We start from the raw sequence: 23,074 nt of genomic DNA on the forward strand, positions 1-23,074 counted from the left end.
CGCTGATATTCCTGGGCGCGAAGTACGAAGCCGGAATCTCGAGATCCTGGGCAGCGGACTCTCCGGAAATGCCGGCCGTGTTCAGGTTCTTGTTCAGGTCCTTTTGGCGATGCCCTCGATGAAAAGATCGAGGATCGCTTCGGCGGCCTGTTCGGCCTCGGCGGCGTCCACCCCCCAGCGCGGAAAATGGCCGTCAATGTTCATCCGGGCAAAGCCATAGACCAGCGCCCGGCCGGCGATCTGGACCTGTTTGAGGTCCACGGTGCGGAGCTGGCCTGCCGCAAGGGCTTCCGCCAGCGTGCGTTCACTCAGCTCGATCAGCTCGGCGTTGTCGCTGCTGATGCCAGCCGCCTTGTCGTGATCGAACAAGCGGCGGCTGGAGATGATTTCGAAATGGGTCGGGTTGCGCATCGCCCAGCGCAGGTAGGCGAGCCCGAGGCAGCGAAAGCGGCCGAGCGGATCGCCGGGCGCGGCGGCAAGCGCCGCCTCGATCTCGGCGCGGAACCGCCGCTGCGCTTCCTCCGACACCGCCTGCATCAGGGCGTCGCGGCTCGGAAAATGCCGAAACGGCGCCCCGGGCGACACCCCGGCACGGCGGGCCGCCTCGCGGACGCTGACCGTCTCCGCCCCGCCCTCGCCGACCAGTTGCAGCGCGGCGTCGATCAGGACGCGCCGGAGATCGCCGTGATGATACGGTTTTGGCGCGGGCGCTCGCGAAACGCGGCGGCGCGGTTTGGCGGCGGAGGATTTGGCGGCAGCACGCATGCCCTCTCCTACCATCACCGCCTTGTGAATGTAAGCACCGATTACACGGATTGACCTGACCCGCACAGCACATGTAACTGGTGATTACATTACCATCCGCGTCATTGCGAGTCGAAGCGACTTGTCCGCCGTAGCTTGCAGAGCGAAGGCGGAAACAATCCATCTCACCGCGAAGAAAGTATGGATTGCTTCGTCGCTTTCGCTCCTCGCAATGACGGCACAATCTGGGGAGCAAAACATGCCGACACGTCAAAACTGGTTCGATGGCTGGCGGCTGTTCGCCCTGCTCTCGCTGACCCTGCTGGCTTTAAGCATCTGGATCGCCGGCATGCGGGGCTTCGAGGTCGACGGCGTGCGCATGGTGATCCGCTTCACCGCACGGACCTCGCTGGTGTTGTTCTGCCTCGCCTTCTCGGCCGCCGCGCTGGCGCTGATGTGGCCCAACGCGTGGACGCGATGGCTGCGCCGCAACCGCCGCTATCTCGGCGTCAGCTTTGCGGCCTCGCACGCTATCCACGCGGTAGCTATTGCCGCCTTCGCCGTGATGGATCCCGCAGGCTACGCGGCGGCGACCTCGATCGCATCCTACATTTTCGGCGGCATCGGCTATGCCGTCATCGTTGCCATGACCGCCACCTCGTTCGACCGCACTGCGGCTGCGATCGGCGCACGCGCCTGGCGCCGGCTGCATCTCGCCGGCGGCTATTATCTGCTGTTTCAGTTCATGGTGTCGTTCGGCAAACGGATTCCCGACATGCCGCTCTATGCGCTGTTTCTGATTCCGCTGGTGGCCGTGTTCGCGCTGCGGATGATCGCAATGGCGCCGCGCGCGCAGGCCACGGTGCGGACGGGAGGATCCTAATCGCCCGCAACCAAATGATATTTCCGTCCAAGCCGGCGGTGCACTGACATGACGGCGCGGTCGACGTCGCTGATCAGGCTGTCGCCGAGAATGACGTTGGGGATTTCCCAGTTCCGGCCCTCGCGAATGTTTGGCAAGCCCCGCACGGCAGGGACCGACGCCGTTTCGCACCCCGGCTGGCTACGAAGCGCGGCGTCGGCGATTTGCGTCAGCTCCGCTCTTTTCTTTCCCGTCGTCACTGCTGGCCGAGGCCTTCGAGTTCTTTGGCGCGCGCTTCCGTCATGCTGCGCATGCATTCGCCGGCATCGAGCCGCGCGATGGTGCCCTCGCCCATCCCGTAATAGAGGCAATTGGCGTCGCGGTACTGGATCCACAGCCGCTGCGCCGCGCGCAACTGATCGCGCTGCGCGCTACCTGCATCCTGCACCGCCTTCTGGTAGGCGGCGTTCAATCGCTTGTCCCATTGCGCGGTCCTGGCCTTGAGACATTCCACCATCTGGAACGTGTTGCCGTCGCAGGATTGTTCGGGGTCGCCCTGATCGCCGGCTTGGGCGACCGACACGAGCGCAAGGACGGCCGCCAGGCCGATTGCCGTTCGCACCATCATGCTCATCCCTGCGGCATCAGGCCGAGGCGCTTGGCGATGATCCGGTCGAGGGTGCGCTTGGGCAGCACCGCTGCCATCAACCGCTGCATCGGATCCGGCACGATCGTATAGCGCACCTTGGGGTTCGGCAGCGTCAATGCCTCGAACACCTTCTCGGCAATCGTCTCGGCCGGCAATCCGGTGGCACCAAGGCCCAGCATGAAGGCGCGGATTTTCTCCAGCGCCGGAAGATACGGCGAATTCTTGTAGGCGGAGATGTCGACCTCCTCGGCCTTGCTCCAGATCGGCGTCTTTACCGCGCCCGGCGCAATGATGATGACGTCGATCCCGAACAGCATCAGTTCGCGGCGCAGGCTCTCCGACAGCCCCTCGATCGCATGCTTGGAGGCGGAATAGGCCGAGGTCATCGGATTGCCGTTCCTGCCGGCGACCGAGGAGATCATCACGATCCGGCCCCTAGGTCCCTTCAGGGCCGGATCGGAGCCGAGCAGCGGCCCGAAAGCCTGGGTTGCGATAACAGGTCCGATGAAGTTGACCTCCATCTGGCGGCGGAATTCGTCGGCGGCGAGTTCGAGCACGGGACCTGAGACCGCGATGCCGGCATTGTTGACGAGGCCGGCGAGCGTTTCGCCGTCGAGGGCGCCCCGGACCTCGCGCGCGGCGGCCAGCACGGCGGCCTCATCGGTGACGTCGAAGATCAATGGCGTGAAGCTTGCCCCGAACTCGCCCTTGAGGCGGTCGGCATCGGCCCGCTTGCGCACGCTGCCGAACACGCGGAAACCGCGATCGAGCAGCAATTTCGCGCTAGCCCAGCCGATGCCGGTGGACGCGCCGGTAATGACAACAGATCTCATGGTACCAAGCCCTCAGGGGTTTAATGAATTTCGTCGTGAAGGAATGCTTAAGCGCCGGCTTCTTGAGCTTCCTCCGCGGGGGCGGCCAGCCTTGACGGCGTCTTGTTCGGCAAGTTGCTATTCGAGTTTTCCCGGGAACGGTTTGGAGAGGATAGCAGCCGGACCGGGATACCGGAAGCGGTGGCGCATGCATGATGCCGTTCGACATCGGCGATTTATCGCGTGAAATCGCCGCATACATCCCAATCGCATTGGTAAAGCAATTCGGAACGCGGCGCCTGCAATGCAAGGCGCGCTTCGACGCCGGTGTGTCCACGACGACCGCGGCAAGCGATTACCTGCTTCCCGTGCCGCCGATCTGTATTTCTTCCGGTTTCGGCCTTTAACGCGAGCGTAAGGCTCGGCCCGTCATTGTGCGCGCCAACCCTTCAACAACCAGACAGGCTGCCCACAATGGTGCAACAGCCGGCGCACTCGATCATTGCCGAACTTGAAGATGCCGTCCGAGGCGGTTCATCTGCCCGCCGCGTGGAAACCCTGCGGCAGGTCACCGATCTCTTCCTCAATGACGGGGAACGCCTCAGCGACGACCAGGTCAAGGTCTTCGACGACGTGCTCTGCCTGCTGATCGCGCGCGTCGAAACGCGGGCCAAGGCCGAACTCTCCAAGCGGCTGGCGCCGCTCGACTACGCCCCGTTCGAAGTCATCCAGCATCTGGCCTGGGACGACGAGATCGAGGTCGCCGGCAGCGTGCTTGCCAATTCCAGCCGGCTCGGGACCGACGTGCTGGTCGAGATCGCCAGCAGCAAGGGGCAGGATCACCTGCTCGCCATTTCCGGCCGGGCCGAGCTTCCCGCGGCCGTGACCGACGTTATCGTCGATCGCGGCGAAGGCCAGGTGATCCGAAAACTCGCCAACAACGCCGGCGCCAAGTTTTCCGACCAGGGCTATTCCACTATCGTCGCCCGCGCCGGCGCGGACGACGAACTGGTCGAAATCCTCGGCCTTCGCGCCGATTTCCCGGCCAAGTTCATGGGCGACCTGTTGCGCCGCGCCAAGGATACGGTTCGCACCCGGCTTCTGGCCATCGCGCCGCCGACGGTCCAGGAAGAGATCAAACGGGTCTTGAACGAGATCGCCCGCGAGGCGCCGCCCGCTGGGCGGAGCTTCGGCGTCGCCGAGGAACTCGTGAAGCTGATGAAGGGGCTGAACGAGCTGGACGACGCGGCGGTCTATAATTTCGCCGAAACGAAAAAGTTCGACGAGGTCACGGTTGCGATCGCGCTTCTCAATGAGATGCCAGTCGAAATGATGGCCCGGCTGATGGAAGGCCCCCGCGCCGACCTCCTCCTCATTCCCTGCCGGTCGGCCCGCCTGAACTGGCCGACGGTCGAGTCGATCCTGCGCAACCGGCCGGTAATGCCTTCGGTCAACGAGCAGACGCTGGAGATCGCGGAGCGCGATTACCGGAAACTGTCGATGGAGACGGCCCAGCGCACCGTCCGCTTCTGGCAGCTTCACAACAAGATCGAGAAGGAACCGGTGCGGCCGAATTGAGCCTTGCCTGCGCGCGCCGTGGTCACGGCGCTGCGCTGGGGTCGAGGCGCATCATCCGGGTCTCACGGCGTGTGACCGGTAGCTGCCCCCGCGGCAGGGACCCGAACCGCTCATTCCAGCGCGCGATCCAGCCAGCCATCGCCGCCGCCTTTGACCCATTCAAAACCCAGCCGCCGGGGCAAATCGACACCCTCGGGGCGAAGCATCCGCACCTCGGGGTGTTCGAAACTGTCCGGCATCAGGCAGAACCCGAGGCCGGCCGCCACCATCGCGAGCGCGCGCGCATCGCTGTCGGTTTGTGCGACGACTTGCGGCCGCACCTTCCACGCGTCGAGAATCCGCGATGCCGACTGCAATTGCTCGCAGTGCACGCGCACGATCAGCGGCTGACCCGCCAATATCTCCGGGGAGACCGGCCCGCGGGGAAACGTGCGGGCGGAAACGGCCAGCGCCTGCCGGTCTGCCGCCAGCTCCGATTGCCGATGGCCGCGCGCCGCCGATCCCAAAGCCGTCAGGACGACATCGTAGCGGCCGTTGGCAAGCCGCTGCTGCAGCTTGGCAAGCGGTGCATCCTCGGTTCGCCACGACCGTCCCGGCTCGACCGCCCGCAACCGCGCAATGCATTGCGCCACGAAGGCCGGAGCAATCGTCGGCAGAATTCCAAGCCGCAGCGGCCTGCCTGGCGGCTTGCCGCCGGACGCCGCCTTGAGCCGTTCGGCCTGGCGCAGAATCGACCGCGAGGTCTCCAGCACCTCCTCGCCCCGCGGCGTGAGCCGCACGCCGCGCGCATGTCGCTCCAGAAGAGCGAACCCCAGCTCGGCTTCGAGGGCGGCGATCGCGGCCGACAGCGTCGGCTGCGTGACGAAGGCGCGGCGCGCGCCGGCGCTGAAACTGCCCGCTTCGGCGACAGCAACGAAATACCTGATCTGCTTGAAGTCCATCCATAGAGAATATCTATGGCTCGATATCGAAGCAATCGGCATTGCCTAGACCTCTCGCCGGTCCGAGCATTGACGCCGGTCCAACAGCCGGGAGGGAGCCACGATGACCACGCACGATGCGATCCGCGCACTGGTCGAACGGGTCACCTACGCCCCCGGCTATACCAGCGCCGTCGGCACCAGGGTCGAGAGCGCGGAGCCCGGCTATGTCGCGGTGTCTCTCGCCAAGACCGACGATCTCTTGCAGGCGAACGGTTTCTTTCATGGCGGCGTCATTGCCGGGCTGGCGGACCATGCCGGCGGCGGGGCGGTCACCACCGCGATGCCGCCCGGCCGGTTCGCGGTGACGATCAACCTGCAGGTCAGCTTCCTCGCCCCGGCGAAAGGCACCTCGCTGATCGCACGCGCCCGCGCGCTTCAGGTTGGAAGCACGATCGGCGTGGCTCGTGTTGACGTGGCATCGCTGGCCGACGGGGTGGAGACGCCGTGCGCGGTGGCGGTCGTGACGCTTCGCGGCGTCGACTTCCCGGCCCAATAAAAGCCACGCAATGCAAGAGAGTACGGGCACGTTCCGACGATGGAACGCGCATTGCTGCCAGGCGATGCGGGGTCGAGCCCCGGTTCGCTGCTGATCCAGCACATGAGATGTTCGGAGCCGCGGAAACCAATAGCCGGTCCGGCTCTTCAACGACTGCCGATCTCGTTTCGCGAACGAGAATGCAGATTAAGCAACCGCGCTTTGACTCGGTAAACGCTGGCTTTTCTGTCGCTAATGTAATTGTTGAATTGCTTCGCACCAAGAATGTGCATGAAGCGTCAGCTCTTCGTTTTGGCCCGGGCGGCGCACTCGGCGCGGCGCGTTGAAGAATATAGTTGAGCCATCAATTCTTCGAAGAAACGGCGAGACCGCGTTCGCGATCTCGCCGGATAATGCCGATCAAGGCTTAAGATTTGGTGTTGCAGCGCGAGGTAGCTTTGTAGGGTACAGGGTGGGCAAAGGCGCGTCAGCGCCGTGCCCACCATCTATCCACTGAGTGGTCTGAATGGTGGGCACGCTTGCGCTTTGCCCACTCTACGAACCAGCCTCAGTTCTTGGTCTTGTCCACAAGCGCGCCCTTCTTGATCCACGGCATCATGTCGCGGAGCTTGGCGCCGACTTCCTCGATCGGGTGCTCGGCGAGCTTGGCGCGGGTGGCCTTGAACGAGGTCTGGTTGACCTTGTTCTCCAGCATCCAGTCGCGGGCGAACTTGCCGCCCTGGATGTCGGCGAGCACCTTGCGCATCTCCTTCTTGGTCTCGTCGGTGATGATGCGCGGGCCGGTGACGTATTCGCCGTACTCGGCGGTGTTGGAGATCGAGTAGTTCATGTTGGCGATGCCGCCTTCATAGATCAGGTCGACGATCAGCTTCACCTCGTGCAGGCACTCGAAATAGGCCATCTCGGGGGCGTAGCCGGCTTCCACCAGCGTCTCGTACCCGCCCTTGATCAGCTCGACCAGGCCGCCGCAGAGCACCACCTGCTCGCCGAACAGGTCGGTCTCGCACTCTTCCTTGAAGGTGGTCTCGATGATGCCGGCCCGGCCGCCGCCGATGGCCGAGGCATAGCTCAGGCCGAGGTCATGGGCGTTGCCGGAGACGTCCTTGGCGATGGCGATCAGGCAGGGCACGCCGCCGCCGCGCTGGTATTCCGAGCGGACGGTGTGGCCGGGGCCCTTCGGGGCGATCATCAGCACGTCGAGGTCGACGCGCGGGTCCAGCAGGTTGAAATGGACGTTGAGGCCGTGCGCGAAAACGAGGGCTGCGCCCTTCTTCATGTTGTCGTGCAGGTGCTCGCGGTAGATGTCGCCCTGCAGTTCGTCCGGGGTGAGCATCATCACGAGGTCGGCCCATTTGGCGGCTTCGGCGACTTCCATCACCTTGAAGCCGGCGGCTTCCGCCTTCTTGGCCGAGGCCGAGCCCTTGCGCAGCGCAATCGCCACTTCCTTGACGCCGGAATCCTTCAGGTTCAGCGCATGGGCGTGGCCCTGGCTGCCGTAGCCAACGATGACGACCTTCTTGCCCTTGATCAGGTTCAGGTCGGCGTCACGATCGTAATAAACACGCATGGTCGTTTCCTTAATCGATGGCCAAATCGGCCGGTTAATCAGGCATTTGGGGGAATAGGACCGCCGGTCGCCCGCGAATTTCCGGCGTTGTCTAGAGCATTTTCCGCTTCAGGGGAAACCCGTTTATGCATGGCGCGGTGCGGCATCATGCGTCCATGAAGACCGGATAGAGCGAGGCCAGCAGCAGCACCGCCATGACGATGTTGAAAGCCCGCACCGCCCGCCGGGAGGTCAGGACCGGCCGCAGCGCGGTGCCGAACAGGGCCCAGGCGGTGCAGGACAGGATGCCCAGGAGCAGGCTCAAGCCGACCTGGATCGCGATGTTCCAGGGATAGGCGGCGATCGCCGCATAGGCGGTGATGGTGCCGATCACCATGACCCAGCCCTTGGCGTTGACCCATTGGAACATGGCCGCGCCCCAGAACGTCATCGGCCCGCGACTGTTGTCCTGATCCGCCGACGGCGGCTCGGACATCGCGATATGGGCGGCGAGATAGACCAGATAGGCCACGCCAGCATATTTCAGGATGGTCTGCAGCACCGGATAGGCGATGAAGATGGTGCCGAGACCGAGTCCAACCGCGCCGATCATGAAGGCGAAGCCGACGGTGATCCCCATGATGTGGGGGATGGTGGGACGGAAGCCGTAGGTCAGGCCCGACGACAGCAGCATGATGTTGTTCGGTCCCGGCGTAAAGAACATCACGGTGGCGAACATGACGAAGGCGATCAGGAGCGAATGCGACATGGGGGCCTCACGCGATCTTTGGCAGAACTTGTTTTTCTAAGGCCTCGGGCCGCTTCGACAGCAGCATGACGGCAATGCCGCCCACCACCGTGACCATCCCGGCGAGCCGCAGCGGCCCGAAGGTTTCGCCGAACACCAAGCTCGACGCAGCCGAGCCGACGAACGGCACCAGCAGCGCGAACGGCACCACCTGCGCCGCCGGGTAGTCCCGCAGCAGCCTCCCCCACAGCCAGTAGGCGATGCTGGTGGAAACGCCGCCGAGACCGATCATGCACATCAGGCCGGTCAGCGACATATGGGTCAGTGCATGCCAGGTCGGCTGCGGGCCGTTGCTGACCAAAGTCAGTGCAAGCAACGGGACCGCCGCGACCAGACACAGCCACGCGAACAGGTCGAACATCGGCACATCAGGCGCGCGCCGGAGCAGAAGATTGCCGGCCGCGAAGCTGAGCGGCGAGATCATCAATATGGCGAAGGCGCTGATGCTGAAATCGTAACCGACGGTGCCGCAGATCATCAGCAGGCCGACCGTGGCAACGCCGATGCCCACCGTCTGCCACGCGCTCGGCCGCTCGCGGAACAGCAGCGCGGCAAAGCCGATGGTGAACAGCGCCTGGCTCTGCACGATCACGCTGGAAAGGCCGACGGGAACGCCATGGGCGATGGCAAAGGCCTGGGCGAGGAACTGGCCGAGGAACAGCGTGAAGCTGATCGAGGCCAGCACGCTCCATGAAACTTTCGGCCGCGCCACGAACAGGCAGGGCAAGGCGGCGATCGAAAAGCGCAGCGTCGTCATCAGTTCCGGCGAAAACTCGTTGAGCGCGATCCGGCTCGCGACAAAGGCAAGCCCCCAGATCACCGCTACCAGGACGGCGATGCAGACATCGGCCGGTTTCATTTTTTTCTAGCTCTGTTGGTCCGGCTTTGGTTTGCGCAGGAGGTAGGTGCCGTGGAGGGGCGCGTGATAGTCGACCGATTGCAGCGTGAAGCCGACATCGGTCAGCATGCGCTCGATCACCCAGCCGAAGGTCGAGTATTCGTCGCGCATATGGGTGACCACGCCTTCGCGCTGGAAATCGTGGTTCTTGATGGTGAACTCAGCCCACTGCTCGACATCGCGCTCGGTGCCGTCGGGCGTGCTGACGAACACGATGTCGCGCAGGTAGAAATTGGCGCCGGGCTTCAGCGCCGCATAGATTCTTGCCAGCGCCACCGCCTTCCAGAAATCCGGCAAATGATGCAGCGTGAACTCGCTGACGATCAGGTCGTAGGAATTCGGCTGGTAGGCGAAGCTGAGCATGCCCGCCGGCTGGGTGCGGATCGCCACCTTGCGGTCGCGGGCCTGGATGTTGGCGAGCGCCAGCATCGCCGGCGAAATATCGATCGCGTCGACTTCGGCGCCCATCAGCGCGGCTTCGCAGGCCAGCACGCCGTTGCCGCAGCCGATATCGGCCACCCGCCAGCCCTTCTGCACGGCGAGCATGGTCAGCGCCGCGCGGGCGCGGAGATCGCTGTCGTCATGCCGGTCATAGATCGAGGCGACCGCGGAATCGAGCCCGAGCTGCCGCCTTTGATTGTAATACCAGTCCCGCGCCAGCATGGTTCACATCCCCTCAGGCCCGCGCCCGATCGCGGCAACGCCGGTGCGCGACACTTCGACAAGGCCGAGCGGGCGCATCAGGTCGATAAACTGATTGATCTTGGAAGAATTGCCTGTGATCTCGAACACAAAACTCTCTGTCGTGGCGTCGATCACGCGGGCGCGGAACGCATCCGCCAGCCGCAGCGCCTCGACCCGGTTGTCGCCGCCGCCGCGCACTTTCACCATGGCGAGTTCCCGCTCGATGGAGCGGCCGGTGATGGTCATGTCGACGACGCGATAGACCGGCACCATGCGATCGAGCTGGTGCTTGATCTGCTCGATCACCATCGGCGTACCCGTCGTGACGATGGTGATGCGCGAGAGATGTTTCTGGCTCTCGGTTTCAGAGACCGTGAGGCTCTCGATGTTGTAGCCGCGGCCGGAAAACAGCCCGATCACGCGCGCGAGCACGCCCGGCTCGTTCTGCACCAGGACCGAGAGCGTGTGCGTCTCGTTGGGATCGTGGCGCTCTTCCAGGAAGTAGGCGGATGCGGGCTGGTTCATTGTCGTCCCCTTACATGTCTTCTCGTCACGCCATCGCCCGTTGGGCGGTCGCGGTGACGTCTGTCCCGACCCATCGGCGGAACAGATCAAAATCGATATTGCCCCCGCTCAGGATCAGGCCGACGCGCTTGCCGGCCAGCTTGTTCTTTTCCTGCAGCGCGGCTGCGAGCGCCGCGGCGCCTGCGCCTTCGGCAAGATTGTGCGTATCGGTCCAGTACGCGCGGACAGCGGCAGCGACTTCGTCGTCCGTGACCTGCACGATACGCGAGGCGCCGTTGCGGATGACCGCAAGCGCTTCAGCCACGGGAACGCGAGTGGCCATGCCGTCGGCCAGCGTATTGCTGGTTTCGGTGGTTACGACCGTGCCGGCCGCAAACGACAGCGCGTAGGACGGCGCTTCGGTCGACTGCACGCCGACGATTTCGGTGCTGCGGCCGAGCAGATCGCGCGCCATAATGCAGCCGCTGATCCCCGAGCCCTGCCCGATCGGCACATAGAGCACGTCGAGATCAGGGGCCGCGCGCAGCAATTCGAGCGCATAGGTCGCAACGCCGAGCACCAGGTCGGGATGAAACGACGGCACCATGTGGAGACCGGCGAACTGGGCCCGGCGCTGGGCTTCTTCGGCTGCCGCCTGAAAGTCCTCGCCATGCTCGACCAGCTCGGCGCCGAACGCGCGCATGGCGCGGTTCTTCTCCACTGAATTGCCGCGCGGCACATAAATCACGGCCGGAACGCCGTGACGTCCGGCCGCGAAGGCAAGACTCTGCCCGTGATTGCCGCGCGTGGCGGAAATGATTCCGGGCGTGTTCGGCCGCTCGCGCTTCAGCCGGTCGAGATAGACCAGCCCGCCGCGCACCTTGAAGGCGCCGGTCGGCGTGTGGTTCTCGTGCTTGACCACGACGTGCGTCCCCAGCCGCTGGCCAAGCAGCGGCCAGGAATGCGCCGGCGTCGGCGGCACGGCTTGCCCCACAATCTCATGCGCGCGTTCGAGCTCGGCAAGATCAAACACTTCTCGATCCTCTCGCATGCTCGTCATCCCCGCGAAAGCGGGGATCCAGTATTCCAGAGACGCCCGAGCACGACCGAGAAACCGCGGCGTACTGGATCGCCCGGTCAAGCCGGGCGATGACAGCGGAATATGTGTCTGGCGTCCTCACACCAGCGCCTTGCCGCCGGCAAACGCCGCGGCGGTGGCTTCGTCGGTGGCTTCCACCGGCAGCAGCATTTCGTTATGCGCCTTGCCGGACGGAATCATCGGGAAGCAGTTTTCCAGCGCGGCGACGCGGCAATCGAACAGCACCGGGCGTTTGACGCTGATCATTTCCTTGAGCGCGCCATCGAGATCGCCCGGCTTGACCGCCTGCAGGCCGACGCAGCCGAACGCGTCCGCGAGCTTGACGAAATCCGGCAGCGCCTCGGAGTAAGAATGCGACAGCCGGTTGCCGTGCAGCAGCTGCTGCCACTGCCGCACCATGCCCATATACTGGTTGTTCAGGATGAAGATCTTGATCGGCAATTCAAACTGAACCGCCGTCGACATCTCCTGCATCGTCATCTGCACCGAGGCGTCGCCCGCGATATCGATCACGAGGCTGTCGCGATGCGCGACCTGCACGCCGAGCGCGGCCGGCAGGCCGTAGCCCATGGTGCCGAGACCGCCCGACGTCATCCAGCGGTGCGGCTCTTCGAACCCGAAGAACTGTGCCGCCCACATCTGGTGCTGTCCGACCTCGGTCGTGATGTAGGTGTCGTGGCCACGCGTCGCCTCGAACAGCTTCTGGATGGCGTATTGCGGCAGGATGACGTCGTTGTTCTTCTTGTAGGCGAGCGAATTGCGCGCGCGCCAGGTGGCAATTTCCTGCCACCAGCTCTTGATGTCGGGCCTTTTCGCTTCCGCCTTGAACACCTGCAGCAGGTCGCCGAGCACATTGCCGGCATCGCCGATGATCGGCACATCGACGCGGATGTTCTTGTTGATCGAGGACGGATCGATATCGATGTGGATCTTCTTCGAGCCCGGCGAGAACGCGTCAGTGCGGCCGGTGATGCGGTCGTCGAAGCGCGCGCCGACGCACAGCATGACGTCGCAATCATGCATCGTCATGTTGGCCTCGTAGGTTCCGTGCATGCCCAGCATGCCCAGCCAGTTCTTGCCGGTCGCGGGATAGGCGCCGAGGCCCATCAGCGTCGAGGTGATCGGGAATCCGGTGACCTCGACCAGCTCGCGCAAGAGCTTCGACGCCTCGGGTCCTGAATTGATGACGCCGCCGCCGGAATAGATCACCGGCCGCTTGGCGGAAGCCAATAGCGCCACCGCTTTGCGAATCTGCGCGGCATCGCCCTTCACCCGCGGCGTGTAGGAGACATGCACGTCGTCCCTGCGCGGCGGATGATAGGTGCCGACCGCGAACTGCACGTCCTTCGGCACGTCGACCACGACCGGACCGGGGCGGCCGGTCGTCGCGACATAGAACGCCTCGTGCAGCACCTTGGCGAGATCGTTGACGTCGCGCACCAGCCAGTTGTGCTTGGTGCAGGGACGGGTGATGCCGACGGTATCGCATTCCTGGAACGCATCATTGCCGATCAAATGAGTAGGAACTTGCCCGGTGATGCAGACCAAGGGAATCGAATCCATCAGCGCATCCGTCAGCGGCGTCACCATGTTGGTGGCGCCGGGACCCGACGTCACCAGCACCACGCCGGGCTTGCCGGTCGAGCGCGCATAGCCCTCGGCCGCATGGCCGGCACCCTGCTCGTGCCGCACCAGGATGTGTTCGACCTCGCTCTGCTGGAAAATCTCGTCATAGATCGGAAGCACCGCGCCGCCGGGATAGCCGAACAGGTGCTGGACGCCATGATCGATGAGCGTGCGCACGATCATCGCGGCGCCGGTCATCTGGTTCGGATCGTGGCTCTTGTCGGTCATGGCTTGCTCCGGATGCGCTGTTGCCAGCGGCTTTCTTCGGTTTCGAGTTTTAGGAAATAAAAAAGGGCCCCAGAGGCCCCATGCACACCGCCCGAATTTGGATGGCCTCAGCCACCCCCGGCGGTGCGCTTGGGTACGACTACGATAAGGAGTTTGGTAATAATGTTGCGCATTCGATGTCTCAGGCTTCCCAAAGGTTGCGCGGTTATACCGCCCGGTCCCCGGAAGTCAAGGGAAGGACGCCTTTAACGCGATTTTTGCAGCTTAGCGGCGTTCCGGCCGTTCGGCGAGTGGGAATTTTGTGCGTACAGCCATGCCGGGCTACGCGATCTGTGCTTGCACCCACCCCCTCGCCGCTTCCGGCTTCACCCACTCGAACTCCGGCAGCTGATGCCGGAACCAGGTGAATTGCCGCTTGGCGTAATGGCGGGTGTCGGCGCGGCCGATTTCGGCGGCCTGTTCGCGCGTGATCTCGCCGCCGAGGTAGCGGATCAGCGCCGGCACGCCATGGGCCTTCATCGCCGGCAGCAGGGGATCGAGCTTTCGCGCGGCGAGTGCGGCGACTTCCTCCAGCGCGCCGGCGTCCAGCATCGCGCCGAACCGCGCATCGATCCGTGCGTAAAGCTGATCGCGTTCGGGCGCGAGGAACAAGGCGGTGAATTCGCTCCGAGGCAGCAGCGGCGGCAGGCCTTCCTGGTGCCAGTCGGGCAGCGTACGGCCGGTGGCTTCGACGACCTCCAGCGCGCGGGCAATTCGCGTGCGGTCGCGCGGCTGCAGGCGTTCGGCCGAGACGGGATCGCGCCGCGCCAGCTCAGCATGCAGCGCTTCGACGCCGTCGCGTTCCAGCCGCGCGCGAACGGCATCGCGGATCTCGGCCGGGATCGGCGGCACCGCGGAGAGACCGCGCGTCAACGCCTTGAAGTACAGGCCGGACCCGCCGATGAAGATCGGCAGGCGTCGTTCCGCGCGCACCTCCGACAACACTTTTCCGGCATCCATCACCCAGGCGCCGGCCGAGAAATTGACGGACGCATCGACATGACCATAGAGCCGGTGCGGCACGCGCGCCTCCTCCTCCACCGTCGGCCGCGCCGTGATGATGCGGAGATCGCGATAGACCTGCATGGAATCGGTGTTGATGACGACGCCGCCGGTCTTTTGTGCAAGCTCAAGCGCCAGGGCCGACTTGCCGCTGGCGGTCGGCCCTGCGATAAGCACGGCCTTGCTCAAACCAAACGAATTCGCCTGCATGTCCCTCGTCGCCACCCTGATCTGCAACCCGGCCAATCCCGCGCTCGACACCACCATCGTCGACGGCGCGCTGGCCGTTCTCCCCTCGCCGGGAACGGCGCAATGGCTGTTCGACGAGGTCGCAGTCGACATTCCCTTCGACTACCAGGTCAAGAGCCCGGACGACATCAAGGCGATCGAAACCCGCCTGCAAAAAGCGCGCGGCGACCTGCCGATCGACATTGTCGTGCAGCCTGTCGCGGCACGGCGCAAGAAGCTTTTTCTGGCGGACATGGATTCCACTATGATCGGCCAGGAATGCATCGACGAGTTGGCCGATTTCGCCGGACTGAAGGCGCATGTCGCCGGAATCACCGAACGGGCCATGCGCGGCGAAATCGAATTCGAGCCGGCGCTGCGCGAGCGCGTGGCGCTGCTGAAGGATCTGCCGGTCACCGTGGTCGACGAGGTGCTGGCAAAACGCATTACGCCGACGCCGGGAGGCCGCGAACTGGTTTCCACCATGCGCGCGAACGGCGCCTGGACCTGCCTGATCTCGGGCGGCTTCACGCTATTCACCCATGCGGTCGCCGCCAAAATCGGCTTCCAGGAAAACCGCGCCAACGAGCTCAGGGTTCGCGACGGCAAGTTCACCGGCGAGGTGGCCGAGCCGATCCTCGGCCGCGCCGCCAAGCTGGCAACGCTGATCGAGCTTCGCGAATCCTTCGACCTCGACGAAGTCGACACGCTGGTAACCGGCGACGGTGCCAACGATCTCGGCATGATCGAGGCGGCCGGGCTCGGCGTCGCCTATCACGCCAAGCCCGCGGTCGCCGCCGCCGCCGCCGCGCGGATCGACTACGGCGACCTCACCGCGTTGTTGTATGCGCAGGGCTATCGGCGCGAGGAGTTTGTGGGGGGATAAGAGTTCCGGAGTCGTCCCTGCGAACGCAGGGACGACATCGTCGTTCGGTGCAGCCAGCCTCCGGCCATGACGGGATCGCCCTACTGCACGCTCAGCGCCACGAAGCGCAATTCGCCCTCGCCGTTCGAGACCAGCAGCAGCACCGACTTCTTGCCGTCCTTCTTGAGCTGATCGACGCGCTTCTTGATGTCGGCCGCGCTGGAGACGGCTTCCTGCGCCACCTCGACGATGACGTCGCCGGCGGAGAGCCGCTTTTCAGCGGCGTCGGAGTTGCCATCGACACCGGTGACGATCACGCCCTTGACGCTGTCCTTGATCTTGTACTTCGTGCGCAGGTCCTTGCTCAGCGCAGCGAGATCGAGGCCGAGCGCCTTTTGCGTCACCGGCTTCTCGGCGGGGTCTTCCTTGGTCTTGGCGGCGGCCTGCTGCACCTTTTCGGTATCCTCGAGGCGGCCGAGCGTGACCTTGCGAGTTTCCTCTTTGCCCTTGCGGATGATCACCACGTCGACTTCCTTGCCGACCGCGGTGTCGGCGACGACGCGCGAGAGATCCTTCGGGTCCTTGACGTCCTTGCCGTCGAACTTGACGACGACGTCGCCGGGTTCGATGCCGGCGGGCTTGGCCGGCCCCTTGTCGTCGATGCCGGCAACCAGCGCGCCGCGCGCAGGCTTGATGTTGAGGCTTTCAGCGATCTCGTCGGTGACCTGCTGGATCCGCACGCCGAGCCAGCCGCGGCGCAGTTCGCCGAACTGCCGGAGCTGATCGACCACGCCCGCCACCGTCTTCGACGGCACCGCGAAGCCAAGGCCGATCGAACCGCCGGTCGGCGAGATGATCAGCGTGTTGACGCCGACCACCTCGCCTTCGAGGTTGAACAGCGGTCCACCGGAATTGCCGCGGTTGATGGAGGCGTCGGTCTGGATGTAGTTGTCGTACGGTCCCTGGCTAATGTCGCGATTGCGCGCCGATACAATACCGGCCGTGACCGAGCCGCCGAGGCTGAACGGGTTGCCGATCGCGATCACCCATTCGCCGAGCCGCAGCTTGTCGGAATCGCCGAACTTCACCGCGACCAGCGGCTTCACCGGCTTGAACTTCAACACCGCAATGTCGGTCTTCTTGTCGACCCCGACCAGTTCGGCCCTGATCTTGGTGCCGTCATTCATGATCACGTTGATCTCGTCGGCATCCGCGATGACGTGATTGTTGGTGACGACGACGCCCGAGGCATCGATGATGAAGCCCGAGCCGAGCGAATTGGTCTTGCGCGGCGGCTGCATTTCGCCGCTCTTGTCGCCGCCCTTCGAACCGCCACGCCGGTTCTTGAAGAAGTCGTCGAAGAACTCCTCGAACGGCGAGCCCGGCGGCAATTGCGGCATGGCGTCCCTGCCGCCGCTCTTGGCCTCCACGCTCTGCGAGGTCGAGATATTGACGACCGAGTCGATCACCTTCTCGGCGATGTCGGCGATGCCGTCCGGCCCGCGCGCGCTGGCCGGCACCGGGGCCAGCAAGCTGGCGGCACTGAGCGAGATCGCAATCCCCATCAGGCGCAGGCGGCGGCTCAAGGCGGGTCTGGCACCGGTCATGTCGGCTTGTCTCCAAAGGGTCGAATTCGGGTCCACAGTGCGCCCGAACGGGTCCGCGGCGCAAGCATCTGCGCCTGATATTCCGGCGAAAAACCAGCCCCGGGCGGCTCACGATTGCGTTGACGCCACAGCGACTTGCGGCCGTTTATTGCCATCGTTGCGGGGCGTATCGAGGGATGCTAGCCCCGGATGTGCAGTTGCACACCGGGGAATCTCGGGATTCCCCGATGCGCGATCGCGCATCCGGGATTCAAGCTTCGCGTGGCCCGGAATGACGGTGGCTAAAACTACCGCCGCACGAACCAGATCAGGACCAGACCCACGACCGCCGAGACGATGCCGACGATCCGCAGGATATTGTCCGGCGTCGCCAGCGCGCTTTTCATCGCCCGGCGCATCCAGGCCGGGCTGGCGGCGAACATCAGGCCTTCGAGCACAAAGAGGATGCCCACACCGATGAGGAAGTCGGTGAACGCTATGGACCTCATCGGATAACAACCCCCCGCTATTCAAACGCCTTTTGCTTTTTTGCCGGCGAAGCGGGCCCGCTTCGCCGTAACACGTGGATCCCGGCCGGCCGGTTAAGGCTTCGGTGCCGCAGCCGCCGGCGGGTGGCCGGACGGATTGGCAAAGAAGCGGAAGAACTCGGAATCCGGCCGCAACAGGAAGCGGGTGTCGTTGGAGCGGAGCCCGGTCTCATAGGCCGACATCGAACGATAGAAGGCGAAGAATTCCGGATCCCTGCCATAGGCCTCGGCGAACAGGCGGTTGCGTTCGGCGTCGCCGACGCCGCGGGTCTGCTCGGCGGTCGAATTGGCCTCCGCAATGATGACGGTCGCTTCCCGATCGGCCTTGGAGCGGATCTCTTGCGACTTCTGGCCGCCCTGGGCGCGGAATTCCTGGGCCTCGCGCTCACGTTCGGTCTGCATGCGCTTGTAGACCGCCAGGCTGTTCTGTTCCGGCAGATCGGCGCGGCGGATACGCACGTCGACCACCTGAATGCCGTACTGATCGGCCTCCTTGTCGAGATGGTCGCGGATACGCGCCATCAGGTTCTCGCGTTCGTCGCGCACCACATTGATGAAGGTAACCTCGCCCAGCACGCGGCGCAGCGCCGCGTTCAACAGCGTGGTGAGCTGGATGTTGGCGGCCTGGATCGAGCCGATGCTCTGATAGAAGCGCAACGGGTTCTTGATCCGGTAGCGGGCGAAGGCGTCAACGACGAGCCGCTTCTGATCCGAAGCGATGACTTCCTGCGACGGATTTTCCAGATCGAGGATGCGCTTGTCGATGCTGATGACGGTGTCGATGAACGGCGCCTTGAAGTTAAGGCCCGGCTCGGACACGACGTCGACCGGCCGGCCGAGCCGGACCACGAGCGCCTGTTCGGTCTGCGACACCGTGAAGATCGAGCTGTAGCCCACGATCATCACGAAGAACAGCAGGACTAGGGTGACAATACCTGCAACTGGCGACCTCATCGCGTGCCTCCGCCCTGCTGCTGGCCAGCCGCCGGCGCCGGACGGCGCGGCGTCAATTCGCTGAGCGGCAGATACGGCACGATGCTCTGTGCGGAGTTGCCGCCGTCATAGACCAGCTTCTCGGCCCCGCCGAGAATCTTCTCCATCGTCTCGAGATAAATTCGCTGCCGCGTCACGTCGGGCGCCTTCTTGTATTCATCGTAGACCTTCTGGAAGCGCGAGCTTTGGCCCTTGGCCTCGGCGACCGCCTGTTCCTTGTAACCTTCGGCAACCTGCAGGATCTGCGCGGCGCGTCCGCGCGCGTCGGGAACGACGCGGTTGGCATAGGTCTGCGCCTCGTTCTGCAGCCGCTCGAAGTCGGCGCGCGCAGCCTGCACGTCGCGGAACGCGTCGATCACCTGCGTGGGCGGGTCGACCTTCTGCATCTGCACTTGCGTGATCTGAACGCCGGAGCCGTAGTTATCCAGCGTCTTCTGCATCAGTTCCTGGACGGCCTGCTCGGTCGTGTTGCGGGCGCCGGTGAGGATCGGCTGGATCTGCGAACGCCCGATCACCTCGCGCATCGCGCTTTCGGCCACCGCCTTCACGGTTCCTTCGGGATTCTGGATGTTGAACAGGAAATTGCCGACGCCGTTGGGCTTGATCCGCCACAGCACCGTGAAATCGACGTCGACGATGTTTTCGTCGCCCGTCAGCATCAGACTTTCTTCCGGCACGTCCCGCATGGTGCGGCCGCGCCGCGCCGGATCGTCGATCAGCGTCATGCCGATCGAGATGGTGGAGACGCGCAGCGCCTTCGGCAGCAGCACGCTTTCGATCGGATAAGGCAGATGATAGTTCAGGCCGGGGTCAACGGTGCGCACGTGCTTGCCGAAGCGCAGCACGACTCCGAGTTCTTCCGACTGCACCCGGAAGAATCCGGACAATCCCCAGATCGCCAGCGCACCGACCAGCACCAGCGCGATGCCCATGCCGCTGAAATGTCCGCCCGGCAGAAGCTGCTGCAGCTTGTCCTGGCCGCGCCGCAGAAGGTCCTCCAGATCGGGGGGCCTTGGCCCGACCGATTGCGGGCCGCCGCCCCATGGTCCCTTGGGACCCTGGCCCCATGGGCCCCCGCCTTGATTCTTCCACGGCATATAAACTCTCCTCTGCGGGTGGCCCGGGTCCGCCTGTTGGGCAGGATGCCTTAAGCCTCGCATATCCGCCCGGCTTTATAGGGGACCGCTAGGTCCCTTACAACGCAAGCTTCCGGCTCGAAGCAGCTATGCCTGATGCCATAATTGTCAATGCAAACATTGGTTAGCGAGGTTAATGCGGCTTACGCCGACGAAATGTCACATAGGAGAAATCGGCACTGTCGTCCGGACCGGCCGGATTCCGCACGCGCGCCACCTCTTCCCAAGCGGTCAGATCGACGGCCGGAAAACGCGTGTCGCCGTCGGGCCGGGCATGCACCTCGGTAAACTCCAGGCGATCGGCGCTGTCCATCCATTGGGCATAGATTTCCGCGCCGCCGATCACGGCGATCTCAGTGGCGAAACGCCGCAGCGCATCACCGGTGGCGATCGCCTTGGCGTCGGTGAAGGAATGGGTAACCACCACGCCGTTGGCGCGAAAGCCCAAGTCGCGGGTGACGACGATATTGGTCCGTCCGGGAAGCGGCCGGCCGATCGAGACGAAGGTCTTGCGCCCCATGACCACGGGCTTTCCCGTCGTCAGCGCCTTGAAACGTGCCATGTCGGATTTCAGCCGCCACGGAATGGCGCCATTTGCCCCGATCACGCCGTTCTCCGCGACCGCAACGATGAGAACGATTTCCATTACCGCGCCCCTTGCGCCAGCGCCGTCAGTGCCGGACCGCCGACCCGGCAAATCGTCCACTCGTCCATCAGTTCGGCGCCGAGCGATTTGTAGAATTCGATCGACGGCGTGTTCCAGTCGAGCACCGACCACTGCAATCGCGACCAGCCGTTTGCCACGCATTCCTTTGCGAGATGCACCAGGAGCGCCTTGCCCAAACCCTTGCCGCGCAGCGCCGGGCGAACGAACAGGTCTTCCAGATAGATTCCGGAGCGGCCGCTGAAGGTCGAGAAATTGACGAACCAGACCGCGAAGCCGGCAGGCATCCCGTCCCATTCGGCGATCTCGCAGAACAACCGCGAACTGGCGCCGAACAGCGCCGCATCGATGTCGGCCTCCGTCGCCTCCATTTCGTGAAGCAGCTTTTCGTATTCGGCAAGTTCGCGAACAAAGGACAGGACGAGTCCCGCTTCGCCTGGCCGCGCGCGGCGGATCCTGAGGGACATCAGATGCTCACACCGCTCATACAGCAACTTCGGCCTTGATGTGCGGGTGCGGATCGTAGCCTTCGAGCGCAAAGTCCTCGTAACGGAACGCGAAGATATCCTTGACGTCCGGATTGATCTTCATGACCGGCAATTGGCGCGTCGGCCGCGTCAGTTGCAGCCGCGCCTGTTCGAGATGGTTGGAGTAGAGATGCGCGTCGCCGAACGAATGCACGAAATCGCCGGGCTTCAATCCCGTCACCTGCGCCACCATCATGGTCAGCAACGAATAGGACGCGATGTTAAAGGGCACGCCGAGGAACACGTCGGCCGAGCGCTGATAGAGCTGGCAGGACAGCTTGCCGTTGGCGACATAGAACTGAAACAGGCAGTGACAGGGCGGCAGCGCCATCTTGTCGACGTCGGCCGGATTCCACGCGCTGACGATCAGCCGCCGCGAATCCGGATTGCGCTTGATCATGTCGATGACGTTGGAAATCTGGTCGATGCTGCGCCCGTCCGGCGCCGGCCAGGAGCGCCACTGCGATCCGTAGACCGGACCCAGATCGCCATTGGCGTCGGCCCATTCATCCCAGATCGAAACGCCATTGTCCTTGAGATATTTGATGTTGGTGTCGCCGGCGAGAAACCAAAGCAATTCGTGCACGATCGCCTTCAGCGGCAACCGCTTGGTGGTCAGCATCGGAAACCCGGCCGACAGGTTGAACCGCATCTGGTGACCGAAGATCGACAGCGTGCCGGTGCCGGTGCGGTCGTGCTTTTCCGCGCCGTCAGAGAGGATCCGTTCGAGCAGGTCGTGGTACTGGTTCATGGCTGGTGCTTCGGGCCTTTCGGGACGGCGAATTTAGCGGCCGGGACATCCGATCGACACGCCGATTCGGCTTCGCATGCCGATTATACCCCGAAAAATGATCATCCCCTGCGCAAACGACAAGGGGCGGAACCCGCGTCCCGCCCCTCGCCTATCAGCTTGATTATTGGGATTAATTCACCGGCTTGAGCACCGGCGTCCACTTCGCGATTTCACTCTTCACCAGGGTTCCGAGCGCAGCCGGGGTGCGATCGGCGGCAGCCGGGATGACGCTGCCGAGATCGAGCAGGCGCTTGCGCACGCCCTCGTCATCCAGCGCCTTGACGACCGCGGCGTTCAATTTGGCGACGACATCCGCAGGCGTTCCCTTCGGCGCGAAGATCGCGTTCCAGGCCTGGGCCTGAAACGCCGGCAAGCCGGCCTCGGTGGTGGTCGGAACATCGGGCAAGGACGGATTGCGCTGGGGCGTCGCCACGGCATAGGCCTTGATCGTGCCGCCCTTGATCTGCGGCACGGCGTTGACGATCTGGTCGCACATGTAATCGACCTGCCCGCCCACCAGAGCATTCATCGCCGGCCCCGTTCCATTGAAGGGAACGCTGATCGGCTTGACGGCGAGGATCGATTCGAGGAGTTGGCACGAGACATGCGAGACCGAGCCGACGCCGGCATGCGCTGCATTGACCTTTTCGGCGTTGGCTTTCACGTAGGCGATGAATTCCTTGAGGTCCTTTGGCGCCAGATCCTTGCGCGCCAGGATCAGGATCGGCGTGCCGGCGAGCAGTCCGACCGGCTCGAAATCCTTCTCCGGGTGATAGGCGAGCTTGGGATAAAGCGGCACGGAGGCCGCATGCGTACCCATATGGCCCGTGATCAGCGTATAGCCGTCATTGGCGGCGCGCGCCGCGCGCGTGGTGGCGGTGGTGCCGCCGGCGCCGACGACGTTCTCGATGATGATGGTTTGACCGAGCGTCTGCGCCATATGGGCGGTGACGATGCGCGAGATGACATCGGTCGGACCGCCCGCCGCGAACGGCACGATCATGGTGATACTGCGCGTCGGATAGGATTGAGCCTGCGCCGGCGCAGAAAGCAATGCCAGCCCGGCAAGCGCAGCCAGGCAACCGCTCGCAAGCGAGCGTCCATACCAGTTCATGTTGAAATCCCCGACCCATTGACAAATGCCGGCTCTCCCAAGCCGGCCTTTGCTCTTTAGCA

Annotated in this window: 25 protein-coding genes; 5 read left to right on the plus strand and 20 right to left on the minus strand. The window is 64.1% G+C overall.

The window, feature by feature from the left end; all coding sequences use genetic code 11:
* Positions 1 to 93 precede the first annotated feature (93 nt).
* Entirely contained in the window at positions 94 to 765 is a 672-nt protein-coding gene (locus JQ624_RS03975) for a TetR/AcrR family transcriptional regulator (protein ID WP_212417545.1), read from the minus strand.
* A gap of 238 nt (positions 766 to 1,003) precedes the next feature.
* Between JQ624_RS03975 and JQ624_RS03980 the strand changes: the two genes are divergently transcribed.
* Complete coding sequence (locus JQ624_RS03980; RefSeq protein WP_212417546.1) at positions 1,004 to 1,627, plus strand: hypothetical protein; 624 nt, start codon at positions 1,004 to 1,006, stop codon at positions 1,625 to 1,627.
* Positions 1,628 to 1,862: 235 nt separating this feature from the next.
* Here the strand turns inward: JQ624_RS03980 and JQ624_RS03985 are convergent, their stop codons facing one another.
* Together JQ624_RS03985 and JQ624_RS03990 are read right to left on the minus strand one after the other, a co-directional pair.
* Positions 1,863 to 2,231, minus strand: coding sequence for a lysozyme inhibitor LprI family protein (locus tag JQ624_RS03985; RefSeq protein ID WP_249129367.1), 369 nt, complete (start codon positions 2,229 to 2,231; stop codon positions 1,863 to 1,865).
* Between the two features lie 5 nt (positions 2,232 to 2,236).
* Positions 2,237 to 3,088 carry an SDR family oxidoreductase gene (locus JQ624_RS03990; protein WP_212417547.1) on the minus strand — a complete coding sequence of 284 codons (852 nt, stop codon included), beginning with the start codon at positions 3,086 to 3,088 and terminating at the stop codon, positions 2,237 to 2,239.
* Between the two features lie 191 nt (positions 3,089 to 3,279).
* Between JQ624_RS03990 and JQ624_RS03995 the strand changes: the two genes are divergently transcribed.
* Together JQ624_RS03995 and JQ624_RS04000 are read left to right on the plus strand one after the other, a co-directional pair.
* The gene (locus tag JQ624_RS03995; RefSeq protein WP_212417548.1) at positions 3,280 to 3,474 is read left to right on the plus strand and encodes a hypothetical protein; all 195 of its coding nucleotides are present in this window, start codon (positions 3,280 to 3,282) and stop codon (positions 3,472 to 3,474) included.
* Between the two features lie 67 nt (positions 3,475 to 3,541).
* Positions 3,542 to 4,645, plus strand: coding sequence for a DUF2336 domain-containing protein (locus JQ624_RS04000; protein WP_212417549.1), 1,104 nt, complete (start codon positions 3,542 to 3,544; stop codon positions 4,643 to 4,645).
* Between the two features lie 110 nt (positions 4,646 to 4,755).
* Here JQ624_RS04000 and JQ624_RS04005 read toward each other — a convergent pair whose 3' ends face one another.
* The gene (locus tag JQ624_RS04005) at positions 4,756 to 5,586 is read right to left on the minus strand and encodes a LysR family transcriptional regulator (RefSeq protein WP_212417550.1); all 831 of its coding nucleotides are present in this window, start codon (positions 5,584 to 5,586) and stop codon (positions 4,756 to 4,758) included.
* Positions 5,587 to 5,689: 103 nt separating this feature from the next.
* Between JQ624_RS04005 and JQ624_RS04010 the strand changes: the two genes are divergently transcribed.
* Entirely contained in the window at positions 5,690 to 6,124 is a 435-nt protein-coding gene (locus JQ624_RS04010) for a PaaI family thioesterase (RefSeq protein WP_212417551.1), read from the plus strand.
* Positions 6,125 to 6,671: 547 nt separating this feature from the next.
* On the opposite strand, the gene ilvC is transcribed toward JQ624_RS04010, so the two are convergent.
* The 8 genes from ilvC to miaA all read right to left on the minus strand — a co-directional run bounded on the left by ilvC (position 6,672) and on the right by miaA (position 14,768).
* Positions 6,672 to 7,691 carry a ketol-acid reductoisomerase gene (ilvC, locus tag JQ624_RS04015; RefSeq protein WP_212417552.1) on the minus strand — a complete coding sequence of 340 codons (1,020 nt, stop codon included), beginning with the start codon at positions 7,689 to 7,691 and terminating at the stop codon, positions 6,672 to 6,674.
* 145 nt (positions 7,692 to 7,836) lie between these two features.
* Positions 7,837 to 8,439 carry a LysE family translocator gene (locus JQ624_RS04020; RefSeq protein WP_212417553.1) on the minus strand — a complete coding sequence of 201 codons (603 nt, stop codon included), beginning with the start codon at positions 8,437 to 8,439 and terminating at the stop codon, positions 7,837 to 7,839.
* Positions 8,440 to 8,446: 7 nt separating this feature from the next.
* A complete protein-coding gene (locus tag JQ624_RS04025; RefSeq protein WP_212417554.1) occupies positions 8,447 to 9,337 on the minus strand; it encodes an EamA family transporter in 891 nt (296 codons plus the stop codon).
* 6 nt (positions 9,338 to 9,343) lie between these two features.
* Positions 9,344 to 10,039, minus strand: a complete 696-nt coding sequence (locus JQ624_RS04030; RefSeq protein WP_212417555.1) for a class I SAM-dependent methyltransferase — start codon at positions 10,037 to 10,039, stop codon at positions 9,344 to 9,346.
* Positions 10,040 to 10,042: 3 nt separating this feature from the next.
* The gene (ilvN, locus tag JQ624_RS04035; RefSeq protein WP_212417556.1) at positions 10,043 to 10,585 is read right to left on the minus strand and encodes an acetolactate synthase small subunit; all 543 of its coding nucleotides are present in this window, start codon (positions 10,583 to 10,585) and stop codon (positions 10,043 to 10,045) included.
* A gap of 25 nt (positions 10,586 to 10,610) precedes the next feature.
* Positions 10,611 to 11,597 carry a threonine dehydratase gene (locus JQ624_RS04040; protein WP_212417835.1) on the minus strand — a complete coding sequence of 329 codons (987 nt, stop codon included), beginning with the start codon at positions 11,595 to 11,597 and terminating at the stop codon, positions 10,611 to 10,613.
* 144 nt (positions 11,598 to 11,741) lie between these two features.
* Positions 11,742 to 13,517 carry an acetolactate synthase 3 large subunit gene (locus JQ624_RS04045; protein ID WP_212417557.1) on the minus strand — a complete coding sequence of 592 codons (1,776 nt, stop codon included), beginning with the start codon at positions 13,515 to 13,517 and terminating at the stop codon, positions 11,742 to 11,744.
* 321 nt (positions 13,518 to 13,838) lie between these two features.
* Entirely contained in the window at positions 13,839 to 14,768 is a 930-nt protein-coding gene (gene miaA, locus JQ624_RS04050) for a tRNA (adenosine(37)-N6)-dimethylallyltransferase MiaA (RefSeq protein ID WP_212417558.1), read from the minus strand.
* Between miaA and serB the strand changes: the two genes are divergently transcribed.
* The gene (serB, locus tag JQ624_RS04055; protein ID WP_212417559.1) at positions 14,767 to 15,672 is read left to right on the plus strand and encodes a phosphoserine phosphatase SerB; all 906 of its coding nucleotides are present in this window, start codon (positions 14,767 to 14,769) and stop codon (positions 15,670 to 15,672) included. The two genes, miaA and serB, sit on opposite strands and share 2 nt — an antisense overlap.
* Positions 15,673 to 15,752: 80 nt before the next feature.
* Here the strand turns inward: serB and JQ624_RS04060 are convergent, their stop codons facing one another.
* From JQ624_RS04060 to JQ624_RS04095, 8 genes are all read right to left on the minus strand, one after another.
* The gene (locus JQ624_RS04060; protein ID WP_212417560.1) at positions 15,753 to 17,258 is read right to left on the minus strand and encodes a Do family serine endopeptidase; all 1,506 of its coding nucleotides are present in this window, start codon (positions 17,256 to 17,258) and stop codon (positions 15,753 to 15,755) included.
* A 287-nt stretch (positions 17,259 to 17,545) separates the two neighbouring features.
* Positions 17,546 to 17,746 carry a DUF2065 domain-containing protein gene (locus JQ624_RS04065; RefSeq protein WP_212417561.1) on the minus strand — a complete coding sequence of 67 codons (201 nt, stop codon included), beginning with the start codon at positions 17,744 to 17,746 and terminating at the stop codon, positions 17,546 to 17,548.
* A gap of 93 nt (positions 17,747 to 17,839) precedes the next feature.
* Positions 17,840 to 18,739 carry a protease modulator HflC gene (gene hflC, locus JQ624_RS04070; protein ID WP_212417562.1) on the minus strand — a complete coding sequence of 300 codons (900 nt, stop codon included), beginning with the start codon at positions 18,737 to 18,739 and terminating at the stop codon, positions 17,840 to 17,842.
* A complete protein-coding gene (gene hflK, locus JQ624_RS04075; RefSeq protein ID WP_212417563.1) occupies positions 18,736 to 19,875 on the minus strand; it encodes an FtsH protease activity modulator HflK in 1,140 nt (379 codons plus the stop codon). Before hflK ends, hflC begins: the two co-directional genes overlap by 4 nt.
* 172 nt (positions 19,876 to 20,047) lie before the next feature.
* Positions 20,048 to 20,560, minus strand: coding sequence for a dihydrofolate reductase (locus tag JQ624_RS04080; protein ID WP_212417564.1), 513 nt, complete (start codon positions 20,558 to 20,560; stop codon positions 20,048 to 20,050).
* Positions 20,560 to 21,045 (minus strand): GNAT family N-acetyltransferase, encoded by a 486-nt coding sequence (locus JQ624_RS04085; RefSeq protein WP_212417565.1) that lies wholly within the window; start codon positions 21,043 to 21,045, stop codon positions 20,560 to 20,562. The genes JQ624_RS04080 and JQ624_RS04085 overlap by 1 nt, the downstream gene beginning before the upstream one ends.
* Before the next feature lie 16 nt (positions 21,046 to 21,061).
* A complete protein-coding gene (locus tag JQ624_RS04090; protein WP_212417566.1) occupies positions 21,062 to 21,856 on the minus strand; it encodes a thymidylate synthase in 795 nt (264 codons plus the stop codon).
* Positions 21,857 to 22,028: 172 nt separating this feature from the next.
* On the minus strand, positions 22,029 to 23,012 hold the full coding sequence (locus JQ624_RS04095; RefSeq protein WP_212417567.1) for a tripartite tricarboxylate transporter substrate binding protein BugD: 984 nt from the start codon (positions 23,010 to 23,012) through the stop codon (positions 22,029 to 22,031).
* Between the last annotated feature and the right edge of the window lie 62 nt (positions 23,013 to 23,074).

Source organism: Bradyrhizobium sp. AUGA SZCCT0283, assembly GCF_018130385.1.
Lineage (GTDB): Bacteria > Pseudomonadota > Alphaproteobacteria > Rhizobiales > Xanthobacteraceae > Bradyrhizobium.